General features: G+C 69.5%; 14 protein-coding genes. 7 read left to right on the top strand and 7 right to left on the bottom strand.

Annotated features, from left to right (window positions below):
• Positions 1–636: fumarylacetoacetate hydrolase family protein (locus AAG565_RS02115; RefSeq protein WP_348817891.1), on the top strand; the 636-nt coding region annotated here is incomplete at its 5' end.
• 19 nt (positions 637–655) lie between these two features.
• Positions 656–1300, top strand: a complete 645-nt coding sequence (gene maiA / locus AAG565_RS02110) for a maleylacetoacetate isomerase (RefSeq protein WP_348817890.1) — start codon at positions 656–658, stop codon at positions 1298–1300.
• A 52-nt stretch (positions 1301–1352) separates the two neighbouring features.
• On the opposite strand, the gene AAG565_RS02105 is transcribed toward maiA, so the two are convergent.
• The 7 genes from AAG565_RS02105 to AAG565_RS02075 all read right to left on the bottom strand — a co-directional run bounded on the left by AAG565_RS02105 (position 1353) and on the right by AAG565_RS02075 (position 8833).
• On the bottom strand, positions 1353–1871 hold the full coding sequence (locus AAG565_RS02105) for an acyl-CoA thioesterase (RefSeq protein ID WP_348817889.1): 519 nt from the start codon (positions 1869–1871) through the stop codon (positions 1353–1355).
• Positions 1872–1929: 58 nt separating this feature from the next.
• On the bottom strand, positions 1930–3114 hold the full coding sequence (locus AAG565_RS02100) for an ATP-binding protein (protein WP_348817888.1): 1185 nt from the start codon (positions 3112–3114) through the stop codon (positions 1930–1932).
• The gene (locus AAG565_RS02095) at positions 3111–4082 is read right to left on the bottom strand and encodes a DUF3369 domain-containing protein (protein ID WP_348817887.1); all 972 of its coding nucleotides are present in this window, start codon (positions 4080–4082) and stop codon (positions 3111–3113) included. The genes AAG565_RS02100 and AAG565_RS02095 overlap by 4 nt, the downstream gene beginning before the upstream one ends.
• Positions 4079–5680 carry an ATP-binding protein gene (locus AAG565_RS02090; protein WP_348817886.1) on the bottom strand — a complete coding sequence of 534 codons (1602 nt, stop codon included), beginning with the start codon at positions 5678–5680 and terminating at the stop codon, positions 4079–4081. The genes AAG565_RS02095 and AAG565_RS02090 overlap by 4 nt, the downstream gene beginning before the upstream one ends.
• Positions 5677–6210 (bottom strand): YfiR family protein, encoded by a 534-nt coding sequence (locus tag AAG565_RS02085; RefSeq protein ID WP_348817885.1) that lies wholly within the window; start codon positions 6208–6210, stop codon positions 5677–5679. Before AAG565_RS02085 ends, AAG565_RS02090 begins: the two co-directional genes overlap by 4 nt.
• Positions 6210–8231, bottom strand: coding sequence for a TonB-dependent receptor (locus AAG565_RS02080; protein WP_348817884.1), 2022 nt, complete (start codon positions 8229–8231; stop codon positions 6210–6212). Before AAG565_RS02080 ends, AAG565_RS02085 begins: the two co-directional genes overlap by 1 nt.
• Before the next feature lie 122 nt (positions 8232–8353).
• Positions 8354–8833, bottom strand: coding sequence for an Lrp/AsnC family transcriptional regulator (locus tag AAG565_RS02075; RefSeq protein WP_348817883.1), 480 nt, complete (start codon positions 8831–8833; stop codon positions 8354–8356).
• Between the two features lie 145 nt (positions 8834–8978).
• Here AAG565_RS02075 and AAG565_RS02070 point away from each other — a divergent pair, with 145 nt between their 5' ends.
• From AAG565_RS02070 to AAG565_RS02050, 5 genes are all read left to right on the top strand, one after another.
• Positions 8979–10241: a thiamine pyrophosphate-dependent enzyme gene (locus AAG565_RS02070; protein ID WP_348817882.1), complete on the top strand. Its 1263-nt coding sequence runs from the start codon at positions 8979–8981 to the stop codon at positions 10239–10241.
• Between the two features lie 2 nt (positions 10242–10243).
• Positions 10244–11257, top strand: a complete 1014-nt coding sequence (locus tag AAG565_RS02065; RefSeq protein ID WP_348817881.1) for an alpha-ketoacid dehydrogenase subunit beta — start codon at positions 10244–10246, stop codon at positions 11255–11257.
• Between the two features lies 1 nt (position 11258).
• A complete protein-coding gene (locus AAG565_RS02060; RefSeq protein WP_348817880.1) occupies positions 11259–12572 on the top strand; it encodes a dihydrolipoamide acetyltransferase family protein in 1314 nt (437 codons plus the stop codon).
• Between the two features lie 119 nt (positions 12573–12691).
• Positions 12692–14098 (top strand): dihydrolipoyl dehydrogenase, encoded by a 1407-nt coding sequence (gene lpdA, locus AAG565_RS02055; protein WP_348817892.1) that lies wholly within the window; start codon positions 12692–12694, stop codon positions 14096–14098.
• Between the two features lie 42 nt (positions 14099–14140).
• Positions 14141–14926, top strand: a complete 786-nt coding sequence (locus AAG565_RS02050; RefSeq protein ID WP_348817879.1) for a crotonase/enoyl-CoA hydratase family protein — start codon at positions 14141–14143, stop codon at positions 14924–14926.
• Positions 14927–14932: the final 6 nt, after the last annotated feature.

Here is a 14932-nt window from a genome sequence, read left to right as displayed (position 1 = left end):
GAGGCGGCTTCGGAGGACTGGGGCATCGACCTCGAAGCGGAGATTGCCGTCGTCACCGGCGACGTGCCGATGGGCGCCAGTGCAGAGACGGCAGGTGCGCAGATCCGGCTGCTGATGCTGGTCAACGACGTCTCGCTGCGCAACCTGATTCCGGCCGAGCTGGCCAAGGGTTTCGGCTTCTTCCAGTCCAAGCCGTCGAGCGCGTTCTCGCCGGTCGCGGTCACGCCGGACGAACTCGGCGGCGCGTGGGATGGCGGCAAGGTGCACCTGCCGCTGCGTTCCAGCATCAACGGCCAGCTGCTCGGGCAGCCCGACGCCGGCACCGACATGACCTTCGACTTCCCGACCTTGATCGCGCACGCGGCGAAGACGCGCCCGCTCGGTGCCGGCAGCATCATCGGCTCCGGCACCGTCTCCAACCGCGGTCCCGATGGCGGACCGGGAAAACCCGTCGCCGAAGGCGGTGTCGGCTACTCCTGCCTGGCCGAAGTGCGCATGATCGAGACGATCCAGTCCGGCAAGCCGAAGACGCCGTTCCTGCGTTTCGGCGACCAGGTGCACATCGAGATGCTCGACGCGCAGGGGCACTCGGTGTTCGGTGCGATCGAGCAGGTGGTGGCACGCTACAAGGGTTGAACGTCGCGGAGAGACGCCGATGCTCAAGCTCTATTCCTACTGGCGATCGTCGTCCGCGTTCCGCGTGCGCATCGCGCTCAATCTCAAGGGCCTGGCTTACGAGACGGTGCCGATCCACCTGCTGCGCGACGGCGGCGAGCAATTCCTGGAGACCTACCGGCGGCTCAATCCGCAGTCACGCGTGCCGCTGCTGGTCGATGGCGACTTCGTCGTCAACCAGTCGCTGGCGATCCTCGATTACCTGGAAGCCACGCGGCCGCAGCCGGCGCTGCTGCCGTCCGATCCGCGCGAGCAGGCGCGCGTGCGTGCCTTCTGCCTGACGATCGCGGCCGACATCCAGCCGCTGCAGAACACGTCGGTGCTGCGCTACCTGGGCGAGCGTCTGAAGATCGCCGAGGATGCGCGCAACGTCTGGCTGCGGCACTGGATCACGCGTGGCCTGGCGGCGCTGGAAATGGAATTGCAGCATCGTCCGGACACGCCGTTCGCGTTCGGCGAGACGCCGACCTGGGCCGACTGCGTCCTGGTGCCGCAGATCTACTCCGCCGAGCGCTTCGGCTGCGATGCGACGCAGTACCCGCGCCTGGCACGGGTCGCGGCGCATTGCGGCACGCTGCCGGCTTTCCAGCGCGCGCACCCCGACGCCCAGGCCGACGCGCCCTAGTGCGCATCCTGCACAAGCCGCGGCCGTCCCTGGCCGGGACTTTCAAAACGAGCTAAGACCTGCGCCCGGCGCGCAGTCGCTTGAGTTCCTCGGCGTGGCGCAGGCGCAGTTCGCGGCGCAGCTGTGCTTCCTCGTAGCGGTGGCGTTCCACGTCGGTCTCGGGCATGAGCGCGGGCACCGGCCGCGGTTTGCCGTCGCGGTCCACCGCGACGAACGTCAGGTACGCGGACAGGATGTGCCGGCGTTCGCCGCCGCCGATCTTCTCCGCCTCGACCTTGCAGCCGACTTCCATCGACGTCTGCCAGGCGCGGTTGACCGCGCAGTTGAAGATCAACACGTCGCCGCCCTTGGCCGGGGCGATGAAGTGCACGGCATCGACGCTGGCGGTGACGCAGACGCCGCCGGCGTGACGGTCGGCGGCGACCGCGGCGAAGCGGTCCATCTGCGCCATGATCAGGCCGCCGAACACGGTGTCGTTGGAGTTCAGGTCGTTCGGGAACACCATGTACACCTGTTCGCGCACGGCCGACGCGCCCACCGGGCGGGCATCGAGGGGTTGGGCGTGCTGCATTCCGGATCTCCGCGCAGTCGATGCGCGGATTGTTCCACGGAAAGCCGTGTCCGTGGCTTCAGCCGCCGGGTCTGTGGCGCGGCAGGCGCAGGATCATCGTCGTGCCGACGCCGGGGTCGGACGTGGCCGTCAGCGTCCCGCCATCGAGCTCGACCGCGCGGCGCGCGATCGCCAGCCCCAGGCCTGCGCCCGGATAGCGGCTCGGTGTATGCAGGCGCGAGAAGGGTTCGAAGATCTTGTCGATCAAGCGTGGATCGATGCCGATGCCGTTGTCGGCGACGCGGATCTCGGTGCTGCGCTCGTCCGTGGTGGCGGTGACGCGGATCTGCGGCGCGGCCGCGCCACGGTAGCGCACCGCGTTCTCGATCAGGTGGGCGAAAGCCAGCTCCAGCAGGTCGGCGTGGCCGCGCACCTGCGGCAGCGGGTCGATCGCGATCTGCGCGCCGCGTCCCTGCAGGAACGGGCGCAGCCGCGACAGCGCGCCGCGCAGCACGTCGTCGAGCTGCAGGACGCGCGGGGCGCCCAGGTTGCGTCCCAGCCGCGCGTACTCGACGAGGCTGTCGATCGTGCGGTAGGCCAGGTGCGCGGCGTCGGCCAGTTCGGTCAGGATGCGGGCATCGTCGGGCGCCAGCGTGCTGTCGAGCCGGCGCGTCAGCAGCTGCGTGCTGCTGACGATGTTGCGCAGCGGTTCCTGCAGGTCCTGCGAGGCGAGGTCGGTGAAGCGTTCGAGCTGCTCGTTGCGCCGTATCAGCTCGGCCTCGCGCTCGGCCAGCGATGCGACCATCGTGTATCCGCGCAGCGCGGTGATGACGATGATCTGCAGCCGCTCGAAGGTCAGTTCGGTCTTGGTCCGGTAGTCGTCGATCTCGTAGCGCGTCACCACTTCGCGCGGCGGTGCCTCGCCCGGCTGGCCGGTGCGCAGCACGATGCGGATCAGGCGGTTGCCGAGCGCCTCGCGCACATGGCGCACGAAGTCCAGGCCCGCGTGCGGCGTCTCCATCACCACGTCCAGGAGTATCAGCGCGATGTCGTCGTGCTGGGCGAGCAGCGTGCGCCCCTCCGCGGCGCTGGCCGCGCTGAGCACCGCGATCGGGCGGCCGTCGTAGCGGCAGCGGTCCAGTGCGAGGCGTGTGACCGCATGCACCTCGGGATCGTCATCGACGACCAGCACCTTCCACGAGGGCGTCGCCTCCGGCGGCGGCGCGTCGTCGGCGAAGCGGAGCTGATCGCTGGCGGTGCTCATGACGGCAGCGTACCGTGGATTTCGCCGGCCTGCTTGCGCAGCAGCAGATGGCGGCGGGCCAGCGCGACGTTGCGGCAGAATAGTTCGATCAGCACGCGGTCCGGTTCGCCCAGCGGCTGGTCGGCGCCGACGTAGAACACCCATTCGCCGGTGCTGCCGTTGACGTCGTGGCGGACGAAGTAGTTGGGACCGAACACCGGACGGCGCGCCTGGCGCGCCGCGTCGATCACGCCGAGCACCGGTGGCGGCAGCGCCGCGCTCGCCGGCTTGCCGACCAGCGGCGCGTACTGGCCGGTGCCGGCGACGATCACCAGTTCGCTGCCGGGGCCGGCGGCCGCGATCCCGGCGGCGTGCAGCATCACCGCATCGCGGCGCAGGAACAGCAGCGCGATCAGCTGTTCGAGCACGCCCTGCGCCAGGTGCTCAATCGAATCGGCCTCGAACAGCTCGGCGGTCGCGCGGATGACCTTTTCGAGGCCGCGCCGGTTGGCTTCCAGCGCGATCAGGTCGCGGTAGGTGGACAGCGCGGTGTAAACGGTCGTGTAGAGCCGTTCGCGGGTCAGCTCGGTCTTGTGCCGGTAGTCGTTGATGTCGTAGCGCGTGATCACCTGCAGTTCGGGCGCCTGGCCGGGCTGGCCGGTGCGCAGGATGATGCGCACGAACGGATCGTTGAGGCCGTTGCGCACGTACTCGACCACTTCCAGCCCGGCGTGATCGGTTTCCATGACGACATCGAGCAGGACCAGCGCGATGTCGCGGTTCTGGCGCAGCAGCTCGCGGGCCTCGGCGCCGGAGCTGGCGTGCAGGAAGCGCAGGCCGTGTCCGCAGAAGGTCATGCCCTCCAGCGCCAGCGTGGTGACGGCGTGGATCTCGGCTTCGTCATCGACCACCAGCACCGACCAGCGTTCCGGGTCGTCGGGCGGGCCGGCCGTCCGTTCGTCCGCGAAGGTGAGCGTCGCTTCGGTCATGGTGAGGCTCCGGGAGCGTTGACGGGAAAGCGCACCACGAAGCGGGTGCCCTGGTCGGGCGCGCTGGACACTTCGATGGTACCGCCGAGCAGCTGGTGCACGAGATTGAAGACGATGTGCAGCCCCAGGCCACTGCCGCCGGTGCCGCGCTTGGTCGTGAAAAAGGGGTCGAAGACGCGCTTGAGGTGCTCGGCGGGGATGCCGACGCCGTCGTCGGCGTATTCGAGTGTCACCCAGCCCTCGGCCGCGGCCACCGCGATGCGCAGCGTGCCGCGGCGGCCGTCGGGGAAGGCATGCAGCAGCGAATTGCTGATGAAGTTGGTCAGGATCTGCGCGATCGCGCCGGGATAACTGTCCAGCTCGATGTCGTCGGCGCAGCGGATCTCGATGCCGTGTCCGGACTTCTTGGTCTTCGGCGCCAGGCTCAGCAGCACCTCGTCGATGTACGACTTGAGGCGGAAGCGGCGCCGCTCGCCGCTCGACTGATCGACCGCGACCTGCTTGAAGCTGTGGATCAGGTCGGCGGCGCGCTGCAGGTTGCGCAGGATGATCAGCGAGGACTCGCGCGCCACCTCGATGAAGCGCTCCAGGTCCGAACGCTTGAGTTCGTTGCTGCGGTACTGGCGCTCGATGTCGCGCGTCCAGTCCTCCAGCGTCGAGGCCGCGGTGACGCCGACGCCGACCGGCGTGTTGATCTCGTGGGCGACGCCGGCGACCAGGCCGCCGAGCGAGGCCAGGCGTTCGGCCTGCACCAGCTGCGCCTGCGCCTCGCGCAGCCGTTCCAGCGTTGCGGTGAGTTCCTCATTGGCCTGCGTCTTCTCGTGGACCTGCTGTGCCAGCGCGTCGCGCGCGCGCTCGATCTCGCGGTCGCGCAGCGCGATCTGGTCGAGCATCAGGTTGAAGTCATCGACCAGTCGGCCGACCTCGTCGTTGCCGAACTTGTGCGCGCGCTGGCTGTAATCGCCGGACTCGGAGACGCGGCGCGCGACGCCGGCCAGGCCGAGGATCGGTTCGGCGAGCGCCGGCTGCATCGCCCAGGCGATGGCCAGGCTGATCAGCAGGCTGAGCGCCAGCACCGCCAGCGTGATCGCGATCTGCACCGACAGGCTGTGCCGCAGCGGGCGCAGGTCCTGGCGCAGCCACAGCCAGCCGATGCGCTCGCGGTCCTGTTCGACGGCGCGCACCGATTCGAAGCGATCGACCCGCTGGCGCACCCCCGGCGGCCCGGGCTGGGCCGGACATTCGACGTCGCCGTGGGCGCGGAACACGGCGAACAGCTGCGGCGGATCCTCGCCGCTGGCCGCATACAGGCAGGCGGCATCGATCTCGGTCTTCGCGCGCAGCGCCGACAGCAGCTGATCGGCGGTCTGCACGTCGCCGAAGATCAGCGCGGCGGTCACGTTGTCGGCGGCGATGCGTGCCGTCGCTTCGAGGTCGCGCAGCGCGGCGGTGCGCGCCGTGCCACCGGTATAGCCGATCAGCACGATGCCGGCGATCAGCAGGCCGACGGCGCTCGACAGCGCCATCAGGATCGTCAGCTTGCGCCGGATAGGGATGTTGCGGAACCAGCCCGCGGACGCGACGACCGCCCGGTTCACAAGGAGACGACGTTGGCCAGACTCAGCAGCTTGGAGCTGAGTTGCAGGCTCTCGCGGGTGGCGGCGCCGGCGTTGATCTCGAAGCGGATGCGGCGGTCGTCGATGAAGAAGCGCACCACGCCGTCGCGGCTGGCGCTGTCGCCGTTGTGCACGGTGAGGATGCCGCGGCCGGCGGTGGCGGCGAGGATGCGGCCGGCATCGCTGCGGTTGCCGACATAGACGACGTGGCAGCTGCCGGTGTCGTCGCCCGGCGCGACTTCGCGCACGCGCAGTGGGTGAGTGCCGATCGACTTGCCGGTGACGGCCTCGCGCAGCGCGTTGACGAACTCCGTCTCGGCCGCCGCGCAGATCTCGATCGTCGAGCCGTCGTCGGGCAGGCGCTCCGGCGGCCAGCTGGTGAAGCGCACGAAGTTGAAGACGAACGCGGCCTTGAGTTTGTACTCCGGCAGTTCGGCGGCGCGCAGCGGCATCGCCGCGCCCGCCAGCAGCAGCACCAGCAGGCCGTTCCGGAGCAGCGTGCGCGGGTTCATCAGCGCCACTCCCAGCCGACCGTGAGGCGCACGGCGCGCTCGACCTCGGAACGGAAGCTCGTCGCGGTGTTGCGCCCGAACTCGGGGTGGCGGTCGTCGAGCAGGTCGCTGCCGGCGAGCGCGAACTCGAGTTCCGGCCGCGGCCGCCAGGCCGCGCGCAGGTTCAGCTCCGTGTAGGCCGGCACGTCGTAGGCGTCGAGGCGGCCGACATAGCGCAGGAAGCCGTCCAGGCTCCACGCCGGCAGCGGCTGCCAGGTGGCGCGCAGGCGCGCGCGATGATGCGGATCGCTGCCTTCCCAGGTCGCCGGCGTGGTCGTGTCGGTGCTGCGGCCGGAGGCGTCGATGTCGAGTTCGAGGAAGGCGTAGCTGGCCTGCAGGCGCAGCGTGTCGAGCAGCTGCCAGTTGAAGATCAGCTCGCTGCCGTAGCCGTGGCCGTCCAGCTCGTTGGCGAAGCGGCCGAAGGGGCGGTCGGTCTCGGTGCTGCGCAATTCCGTGTAGCGGTTGTAGAACAGCGCCAGATCGACGGTCATGTGCTCGGACAGGCCGGCACGCAGGCCCCAGTCGAGGCTGTGCACCTTCTCCGACTCCAGGTCCGGGTTGCCGATGCGGAACGCGCCGGGGCCGCAGACCGGCGGAAAGCCGTCGGGCGGCGGGCAGTAGATCGCGATGTCGGAATCCAGCCGGTTGGGCGTGCGCACCGCGCGGGAGATCGCCGCCCAGGTGAACAGCCGCGGCGACAGGCGCCAGCCGGCGCGGACGTTGGGCTGGAACTCGAAGCCGGTGAAATCGTTGTACTCGAACTTGCTGCCCAGCGTCAGCGTCAGCGCCTCGGCGAGCGCGATCTGGTCCTGCGCGAAGACGCCGTAGGTCTGCAGCCGGCGCTCGGCCGGCGCGAAGAAGATCACGTAGTCCGGGAATGCGCCGGTGCGGTCCTGCGAATCGCGGTAGCTCAGGCCATAGGTCAGGTGATGGCGCTCGCCCCAGACGCGGTCGTGCTGCACGTCGATGTCCAGCGTGTCGCGTACCTCCGCGAACACCGTCGGCTGACGGCGGTCGCTGTGCGCGTACGACATCTGCGTGGACAGGCGTCCGCCGGCGATGTCGTTGCGTGTCCAGTTGGCCAGCAGATGCGCGCCGAGCAGGTCGGAGGTGGCGGGCTGCTGCTGGATCGTGACCGAGCGGATGCTGCCGTCGTGGAAGTCGCCGGACAGGGTCAGGCCGTCGCGCTCTCCCTTGTAGTCGCCGCGGAAGCCGAACTGGCGGAAGCGCATGCCGTCCTGTGCGTCGCTGCCGTCGGCGCGCTCGCTGCGGTCGATCTCGCGTGCCTGGCCGTACAGCCGCAGCGCGCCGCGCTCGCCGACGCGGCTGCCGCTGCGTCCACCGATGTAGCCGAGTTCCTGCGTGCCGGCGGCGGCGTCCAGGCGCGTGCCCAGCGTCTCGTCGGCCGGTTTGGTGACGATGTTGATCACGCCGTTGACCGCGTTCGCCCCCCACAGCGCGGCGCCGGGGCCACGGATCACCTCGATGCGGTCGATGTCTGGCAGGTAGGTGTCGAGGGCGTCCCAGAACACGCCGGAGAACAGCGGGGTATAGACGCTGCGGCCATCGACCAGCACCTCCAGCTTGTCGCTCGACGTGCTGTTGAAGCCGCGGATGCCGATGGCATAGCTCTGTGCGCTGCTCGCCGCGACGTTGACGCCGGGGATCAGACGCAGCGCCTCCGCCAGATTGCGCGCACCGGCGCGGCGGATCTCCTCGCCGGTCAGCACCGAGATGGCGGCCGCGGCGTCCATCAGCGGTTCGCTGCGCTTGGACACCGAGGTCACCTCGATGCGCATCAGGTCTTCCAGTGACAGCAGGGTCAGATCCTGGCTGACGGCGGCCTGCTCCAGTGCGGCCAGCTCGGTACCCGCCGCTGCGGCCTGCGCCGCAGCCGTGAGGCCCAGCGCCAGGGTCGCGGACAGCACGCTCGTCCGATGCCGGCGCGGGTGTCGGGGACGACGATCCTCGGTCTGATTCATGCCGGGTCCCTCGGGGCGGTATGGCGCCACTCTAGCAAGCCCGGCGCCCGCGGCACTAGATAAGGCGTCCCGGTGCCGACCACTGGTCGATCGTGGCCTGCCGCTCGCCGGGGCGCGGGGAATCAGCCGCGCGCGGCGTGCAGCGGCAGGCGCGTGGTGTTGACGGTCTGGCTCATCGAGATCGACGAGCTGATCTCCTGCACGCCGTCGATCTTCGACAGCTTCTGCCAGAAGAAATGCTCGTAGTCCTCGACGCTCTCGACCAGGATCTTGAGCAGGAAATCGACGTCGCCCATCAGTGTGTGGCACTCGATGACCTGCGGGAACAGCTTCACCGCTTCGAGGAAACGCGGCAACACGTCGCGGCCGTGGCGCGCCATCTTCACGTGCGCGATCACCATCACGCCAAGGCCGACCTTGCGGTGATCGAGCACGGCGACGCGTTCACGGATCACGCCGCTGTCGAGCAGTTTCTGGATGCGCCGCCAGACCACGGTCTTCGACGAGGCCACCCTCTCGGCGATCTCGGCGATCGGCAGCGTCGCGTCACGCTGCAGCAGATCGAGAATGCGCACGTCCAGACCATCCAGATTTTCTTTCATCTGTTCCGAAAACGAGCAATTAACAGGAACGATGTTCCCATCTTGGCCATCCGTGGCGCAAATCAGGGACGATGGTCCGCGGCGCTGTTTCTAGAATGTTCCTTTGATTCGCGCAGCCCCGGCTGCGCCACCGAGGAGAGGCGTCATGGCGCGCAAGAAGCCGACCGAGCCGGCCGCGGCACCCCCCGGGGGACCGCTGCGGCTGCATGTGCCCGAACCGCCGGCGCGGCCCGGCGAGAAACCCGATTTCAGCAACATCAAGGTGCCGCCGGCCGGCCGGCTGCCGCGGCCGCCCCTGGACGCCGGCGAACCGGCGCTGCGCGACTACGCCGACGCGCTGATCCGCGTGCTCGACGACGACGGCAACGCGGTCGGCGAGTGGAATCCGCGGCTCGACGCCGACACCCTGCGCCGCGGCCTGCGCGACATGATGCTGACGCGTGCCTTCGACGACCGCATGCTGCGCGTGCAGCGCCAGGGCAAGACCTCGTTCTACATGAAGTCCACCGGCGAGGAGGCGGTCGCGGTCGCGCAGGCCTATGCGCTCGATCCGGGCGACATGCTGTTCCCGAGCTACCGCCAGCAGGGCCTGCTGATCGCGCGCGGGCACTCGCTGGTCGAGATGATGTGCCAGATCTTCAACAACACGCGCGACCGCCTGAAAGGGCGCCAGTTGCCGATCATGTACTCGGTGCGCGAGAAGAACTTCTTCTCGATCTCCGGCAACCTCGGCACGCAGTATCCGCAGGCGGTCGGCTGGGCGATGGCCTCGGCGATGAAGGGCGACACGCGCATCGCCGCGAGCTGGGTCGGCGAGGGCACCACCGCCGAGGCCGACTTCCACTACGCGCTGACCTTCGCCAGCGTCTATCAGGCACCGGTGATCCTCAACGTCGTCAACAACCAGTACGCGATCTCGTCGTTCCAGGGCATCGCCGGCGGCGAGCGCGCGACCTTCGCGGCGCGTGCGATCGGCTACGGCGTGCCGGGCCTGCGCGTGGACGGCAACGACTTCCTCGCGGTCTATGCGGCGACGAAGTGGGCCGCCGACCGCGCGCGCGGCAACGGCGGGCCGACGCTGATCGAGCTGTTCACCTACCGCGCCGCCGCGCATTCGACCAGCGACGATCCGTCCGCCTACCGGCCGCAGGACGAGTTCGACTGCTGGCCGCTCGGCGATCCGGTCGAGCGCCTGAAACGACACCTGATCACGCTCGGCGAATGGAGCGAGGCGCGTCATGCCGCGCTCACGCAGGAGCTGGAGGAGAAGGTGAAGGCCGATCTCAAGGAAGCGGAGAGCTACGGCACGCTGAGCACCCCGCCGGCCAGTCCGAAGACCATGTTCGAGGACGTGTTCAAGGAGATGCCGCCGCACCTGGTCCGGCAGCGCCAGGAAATGGGGTACTGATCATGGCGACGATGAACATGATCCAGGCGATCAATTCCGCGCTCGACGTGATGCTCGGCCGCGACGACAACGTCGTCATCTTCGGCGAGGACGTCGGCTATTTCGGCGGCGTGTTCCGCGCCACCGCGGGCCTGCAGAAGAAGCACGGCAAGACGCGCGTGTTCGACACGCCGATCGCCGAGGGCGGCATCCTCGGCACCGCGATCGGCATGGGCGTCTATGGGCTGCGCCCGGTCGCGGAGATCCAGTTCGCCGACTACATCTACCCGGCCTTCGACCAGCTCGTGTCCGAGGCGGCGCGCCTGCGCTACCGCTCCGGCGGCGAGTTCTGGGCGCCGATCACGGTGCGCGCGCCCTGCGGCGGCGGCATCTTCGGCGGGCAGACGCATTCGCAGAGTCCGGAGGGCGTGTTCACCCACGTCTGCGGCCTGAAGACGGTGATGCCGTCGAATCCCTACGACGCCAAGGGCCTGCTGATCGCTGCGATCGAGGACGACGATCCGGTGATCTTCTTCGAGCCCAAGCGCATCTACAACGGCCCCTTCGATGGCCACCACGACCGGCCGCTGCAACCCTGGTCGAAGTTCCCGCAGTCCGAAGTGCCCGAGGGCTATTACCGGATCGAGCTGGGCAAGGCGGCGATCGCGCGGCCCGGCAGCGACGTCACCGTGCTCGCCTACGGCACGATGGTCCATGTCTGCCGCGCCGCGGTCGAGGAGGCCGGGGTCGATGGCGAGGTGATCGACCTGCGTACGCTGCTGCCGATCGACCTCGACACGATCGTCGCCTCGGTGAAGAAGACCGGGCGCTGCGTGATCGTGCACGAGGCGACGCGCACCAGCGGCTTCGGCGCCGAGCTGTCGGCGCTGGTGCAGGAGCACTGCTTCCATCATCTCGAAGCGCCGATCGAGCGCGTCACCGGCTGGGACACGCCGTATCCGCACGCCTTCGAGTGGCACTACTTCCCCGGGCCGCAACGGGTGATCCCGGCCCTCAAGCGCGTGATGGAGGCCTGACATGGGGCGATACATCTTCAAGCTGCCGGACGTCGGCGAGGGCATCGCCGAGTCTGAGATCGCCGCCTGGCGCGTCAAGCCCGGCGACGTCGTCGTCGAGGACCAGCCGCTGGTCGATATGCTCACCGAGAAGGCCGCAGTCGAGATTCCGTCGCCGGTCGCCGGCCGGATCGTCGAGCTGCGCGGCGAGCCGGGCGACAAGGTGCCGGTCGGCGGGCCGCTGGTGGTGCTCGAAGTCGAAGGCGCCGGCAATGCGAAGGATGAGGCGCCAGCCGCTGTATCCACGAAGCCCACCGATGTTCCTTCCCTGGCAGTTCAAGGTCATGCCCGCGAAGGCGGGCATCCAGCAGCGGCCAGCACTGTACCCGTGCCGTCTCTGGATTCCCGCTTGCGCGGGAATGACCAATCAGCAGCAGGACTTCCGCAGGCCGCCGCGCGCAAGCCGGGTGACAAGCCGATCGCCGCGCCGGCGGTGCGCCAGCGCGCACGCGAGCTGGGCATCGAGCTGCAGTTTGTTCCCGGCAGCGGTCCGGCCGGCCGCATCACCCATGCCGACCTCGATGCCTACATCGCCGGCGGCGCGCGTCCGGCGGTGGTCGCCGCGTCCGCGCCGCGCACCGCGGTCGAGGAGATCAAGGTCATCGGTGTGCGGCGCAAGATCGCCGAGGCGATGCAGCGCGCCAAGCAGCGCATCCCGCATTTCGCCTATGTCGAGGAACTCGACGTCACCGAGCTGGAGGCGCTGCGCCTGCATCTCAACGACATGCGCAAGCCCGAGCAGCCCAAGCTGACGCTGCTGCCGTTCCTGCTCCGCGCACTGGTGCGCACGCTGCCGCGCTTCCCGCAGGTCAACTCGACCTACGACGACGAGGCCGGCATCGTGCGCCGCTATGCCGCCGTGCACTGCGGCATCGCGACGCAGACGCCCAACGGACTGGTCGTGCCGGTCGTGCGTCACGCCGAGACGCTCGACGTCTGGCAGATGGCGGCCGCGATCCGGCGTCTGGCCGAGACCGCGCGCGCGGGCAAGGCCACGCGCGAGGAACTGTCCGGCTCGACGATCACGATCACCAGCCTCGGCGCGCTCGGCGGCATCGTCTCGACACCGGTGATCAATGCGCCGGAAGTCGCGATCATCGGCGTCAACAAGCTCGTCGAGCGCGCGGTGTTCCGCAACGGCACGGTCGTGCCGCGGCTGACGATGAACCTGTCGTCGTCCTTCGACCACCGTATCGTCGATGGCTACGACGCGGCTTCGTTCATCCAGGCGGTGAAGAACGTGCTGGAACACCCGGCGACATTGTTCATGGAATAGCCCAACCGTCATGCCCGCGCCGGCGGGCATCCACGCGGCGCGCAGTGCCGTGACGGTGTCACTGGATTCCCGCTTGCGTGGGAATGACAAGGCGAGGCAGGAGGGAGTCGATGATGTCCATGGAGAAGGTCAATACCAAGGTCCTGGTGGTCGGTGGCGGACCCGGCGGCTACGTGTGCGCGATCCGCGCCGGCCAGCTCGGGCTGGACACGACGCTGGTGGAGAGCGGGCGCCTGGGCGGCACCTGCCTGATCCGCGGCTGCATCCCGTCCAAGGCGATGATCCACGCGGCGAGCAAGTTCGACGACCTGCGTCATCACGTCGGCGCCGGCCACCTGGGCATCGCGCTCGACGCCGCGCCGCGCCTGGATCTGGCGGCGACGGTGCGATGGAAGGACGGCATCGTCGATCGCCTCAGCAGCGGCATCGCCGGCCTGCTGAAGAAGGCCCGGGTGCGCGTGATCCAGGGCCACGCGAGCTTCAGCGATGCCAAGACCTGCACGGTGGCCGGCGACACGCCGGTCGAGATCCACGCCGAGCACGTGGTCCTCGCCAATGGCTCGGTGGCGGCCGCGCTGCCGAGCCTGCCGTTCGGCGACGGCGTGATCTCTTCGACCGAGGCGCTGGCGCTCTCCGAACTGCCGAAGCGCCTGGTCGTGGTCGGCGCCGGCTACATCGGTCTCGAGCTGGGCATTGCCTTCGCCAAGCTCGGGGTCGCGGTCACCTTCGTCGAGGCGCTGGACCGTATCCTGCCGATCTACGACAGCGCGCTGGTGCGGCCGGTCGAGCAGTGGCTCAGGAAACGCGGCAGCGCCGTGCATCTGAACACCCGGGCGCTGGGCGTCGCGCGCCGCGCCGACGGCCTGCACCTGTCCGTTCAGACCGGCGACGCGGCGCCGGCGACGCTGGTCTGCGACCAGGTGCTCGTCGCCGTCGGCCGTCGCCCGAATACGCGTGGCTGGGGTCTGGAGAACATGGCGGTCGACATGAACGGCCCGTTCGTGAAAATCGACGCGCAGTGCCGCACCTCGATGCGCAATGTCTGGGCGATCGGCGATCTCGTCGGCGAGCCGATGCTCGCGCACAAGGCCTCGGCGCAGGGCGAGAGGGTCGCCGAGATCATCGCCGGAAAACGGCGTGCCTTCGATCCGGTGGCCATCGCCGCCGTGTGCTTCACCGAGCCGGAGATCGTCGCCGCCGGCCTGACGCCGGAGCAGGCCAAGGCGCAGGGCATCGACATCGTCACCGGGCAGTTCCCGTTCGCCGCCAACGGCCGCGCGCTGACGATGGAGGCCGGCTCGGACGGCGGCTTCGTGCGTGTCACCGCGCGCGCCGACAATCACCTCGTGCTCGGCATCCACGCTGTCGGCGCACATGCCTCGGAACTGTCCGGCGAGTTCGCGCACGCGCTGGAGATGGGCGCGGTGCTCGAAGACCTCGCGCACACGATCCACGTCCACCCGACGATCAGCGAGACGCTGCCGGAAGCGGCCCTGGGCGCGCTGGGACACGCGATCCACGTCTGAAGCCTGTGCGACACTGCGGCCCCATTCGGCGGGAGAGCACAGATGTCGGAGCCCACGATCCGGATCGAGCGGCGTGCGCCGCTGTTGATCGTCGCCATCGACCGGCCGCAGGCGCGCAACGCGGTCGATGGTCCGACCGCCGCGGCGCTCGCCGCTGCGTTCCGCGCGTTCGATGCGGACGAGGCGTTCAAGGTCGCGATTCTCACCGGCGCCGGCGCCCACTTCTGCGCCGGAGCGGATCTCAAGGCGGTGGCCTCTGGCGAGCCGGCGCGGGCCAACCGCATCGACGCCGAAGGCGACGGGCCGATGGGGCCGTCGCGCCTGCAGCTGTCCAAGCCGGTGATCGCCGCGGTGTCCGGTTACTGCGTCGCCGGCGGTCTGGAACTGGCGTGCTGGTGCGACCTGCGCGTCGCCGACGAGAGCGCTGTGTTCGGCGTGTTCTGCCGGCGCTTCGGCGTGCCGCTGATCGACGGCGGCACGGTGCGGCTGCCGCGCCTGATCGGCATGTCGCGCGCGCTCGACCTGATTCTGACCGGCCGGCCGGTCGATGCGCACGAGGCCGAGCGTATCGGCCTCGCCAACCGTGTCGTGCCCGCCGGGCAGGCGCTGGCCGAGGCCGAGAAGCTCGCGCTGCAGATCGCCGCGCATCCGCAGGCCTGCCTGCGCAACGACCGCCGCAGCGCCTACGAGCAGTGGCACCTGTCGGAAGCGGAGGCGCTCGCCAACGAGTTCCGTCACGGCCTGACGACGCTGCGGTCCGGCGAGACCGTCGCCGGCGCGACGCGCTTCACCCAGGGCGCCGGACGGCACGGCCGGTTCGAGACCTGAGGACCT

Source organism: Fontimonas sp. SYSU GA230001 (assembly GCF_040066175.1).
GTDB lineage: Bacteria > Pseudomonadota > Gammaproteobacteria > Nevskiales > Nevskiaceae > Solimonas.
Note: the sequence above shows the minus strand (reverse complement) of the source record. Positions and strands in the feature narration are given on the sequence as shown.